1 protein-coding gene is annotated in these 2,745 nt (G+C 42.5%); it reads left to right on the forward strand.

What is annotated here, in order from left to right:
• Positions 1 to 383 precede the first annotated feature (383 nt).
• Positions 384 to 1,661, forward strand: a complete 1,278-nt coding sequence (serS, locus tag HRU42_RS20870) for a serine--tRNA ligase (protein WP_295033991.1) — start codon at positions 384 to 386, stop codon at positions 1,659 to 1,661.
• Positions 1,662 to 2,745 lie beyond the last annotated feature (1,084 nt).

Below are 2,745 nucleotides of genomic sequence, written 5' to 3' on the forward strand. Positions count from 1 at the left end.
TATCAATATTCGTCTTTGGTTATCTGGACATATGCTGTTTAGTATTGAGGTTTTGGCTGGTAAATATTTGAATAATATTGTCGAGAAAAGTGAAGAAAAAAATGCATCAATGTCTAGGTTTTAAATCTTGGGAAGGGGGCTGGCAGTCGGCATCCTAGCTGGTTGGCTTAGACTCATTTCCCCTGATAAAACAAAGGGGAATGATGCCAATGATGGAATTTTATGATAGCATAATCACGAATAATAGCTGGCTGTAAATTGTATAACCCTAGCCAATAACAACTAAAACACTAACAGTATGCCGACCCCTTTTTGACTTATATAGAGTGGTTTCTTCAATCCTCAAATATTCCGATCAGGCAACGTACAGGAACATTAACATTATGCTCAACATTGATTTTATAAGAAAAAATTGCCAGCAGGTTCAGGAAATATGCAAACAACGCGGCATGGATGTTGACGTCAACTTATTGCTGGCTTTGGACCGGCAGAGACGTAAACTGACCGTTGAAATAGAAACTATTCGTTCAAAAAGCAATCAAATCGCCGGAAGCATGAAAAATGCCTCTGCTGAAGAACGTCCTGCGCTGATTGAAGAAGGAAAATTGCTGAAAAAAGAAATCGATGTACTTCAACATTTGTTTGATCAAGTGAAAAAAAGATTCCAAACATTGTTGATGACGGTGCCCAATACGTATGATGAAGATACACCAATGGGTAACACAGACGAAGAAAATGTTGAAGTGTATCAGTTTGGTAGTGTGCCCAAGTTTGATTTTGAACCGCAAGATCATATCACCCTGGGCAATCGGTTGGGTATGGACTTCGAAGCGGCAACACGGGTTGCCGGTGCCGGTTTTCCTTTAATGCGAGGCGCTATGGCTCGTTTGGAAATGGCTATTTTACGCTTTACTCAAGACCTTGCTATAAGCAAAGGTTTTATACCGATCAGCGTACCTTTGCTAGCTCGCCCTGAGATCCTTGCAGGTTTGGGTTTCAACCCTCGTCGCGAAGATGAAGGTTCAGAAATTTTCTCACTGGCTAGTGATGACCTGTACATGGCCGGTACTGCCGAAATCGCCTTGGTCGGTCAATATTCTAATGAAATTATCAATACTACCGATTTACCGATCAATATGGTTTCGATGACGCCTTGTTTCAGAAGAGAAGGGGCATCTGGACGTCGTGATGCCGGTTTGTATCGCAACAAAATGTTCCACAAAGTTGAGCTGGTCAGTATTACTACGCCGGAAGAATCCGCGGCAGCATTGAAAGCTATTTACGAATTTGAATTAGAAGTGTTCAAAAAATTGGGCATTCATTTTCGGGTTATCCGTATTTGCGCTGGTGACTTGGGTGCTCCGGCATTCAAGAAATACGATGTTGAAGGCTGGATGATGGGTCGTGGTGCCGAAGAATCTTGGGGCTGGGGAGAATTAACAAGCTGTAGTAACTGTACTGAGTATCAGGCGCGTCGTTTGAAGATCCGTCACAAGTCAGGCAAAGATAAACCAGCCTTGGTTCACACCGTCAATGGTACTGGTATTACTACTCGTACATTAATCCCGTTGTTGGAGCAAAATCAGCGTGAAGACGGTTCAATCGTTATTCCAGATGTTTTGCGTCCATACTTGCAAGGTGATGAAATCTTAACAGCGTAACCCAGACACAGCCAAGGGGTCTTTCCCACGAACAACATAGACATCCATAATAATTTAACTCATCTAACTCCACAGCGTTAGATGAGTTATTTGGATGATTTTTTACACTAACTTTAAAGACTATCTGTTGCCTCAACCATCAAAAAAATGCAAAAAATACAAAATACGGGACAGGCATATATTTTTCGATATTGGACGCTTTAGGCATCTTCACTGGGGACTTTCCAGGATGTGTATAGATAGGCTGGAGAAGATCGTGATGTTGATATCATCCATCCTTTTCGAGAAGGCAATGGTAGGGCTATCCGTTTTTTCTTTGAGGAGCTGGTTTTTGTGGCTCGATATGAACTTATTTGCCCAAGATTTCAAAAGAAGAATGGATTTAAGCCAACGTACAAGGATATCTTGGTGACTTATCATTTCTAGAGTCCATTCTTGATATGGCAATCAGTTAAAGGCCATTCTATCGCCCCAAAGTCGGCTCAGGTAACCATTAAAGCTAGCCCTTTTAAACTCAGCTTGCTAGCCTTAGAATGAAGGCTGAGTACATTTTCTGTGTTTAGCTTTTAGCTGAGTTGGTATTGGCGAGAGAGTTTGCAGGTCGCCCCTTCATGGTGATCTATCGCTTGCAGCGAGCTTATATGCACCCTTTATTTTGAGAAGGTTCTACGAGACGGGGAATATGGCGTAGCCATGTGCTTATGAACGAGAGGCAAGGTGAATATGGCATAGCCATGAGCCTATGAACGAGAAGCATGGATGCTGAACTGGCCTTTTTATAGGGACATAATTGGCTAAACTGGCCTTTAGATAGGTTATCATTCAAGCACACTGACCTCCATGGGCTAATAATACTCCCGGTATCATTATGGCATTACCTACATCCCTGTAGGTTAAGGAGGAAATGCCAAATTTTGTATGGAACAAAATTGGCCCAGTGGGCTCTGCCAAAACATCGTAAGCGTCCGGCGAACTACGCCTTGCTTAGATTAACGCACCAGGGTAATAGGCTATTGAGAACGCAGTTTGGGTGTGATAATTGCTCTAAGCAATGTTCGATGTAATCGAACGGCGTTAAGCCGTT

The organism is Shewanella sp. (genome assembly GCF_013214165.1).
GTDB lineage: Bacteria > Pseudomonadota > Gammaproteobacteria > Enterobacterales > Shewanellaceae > Shewanella.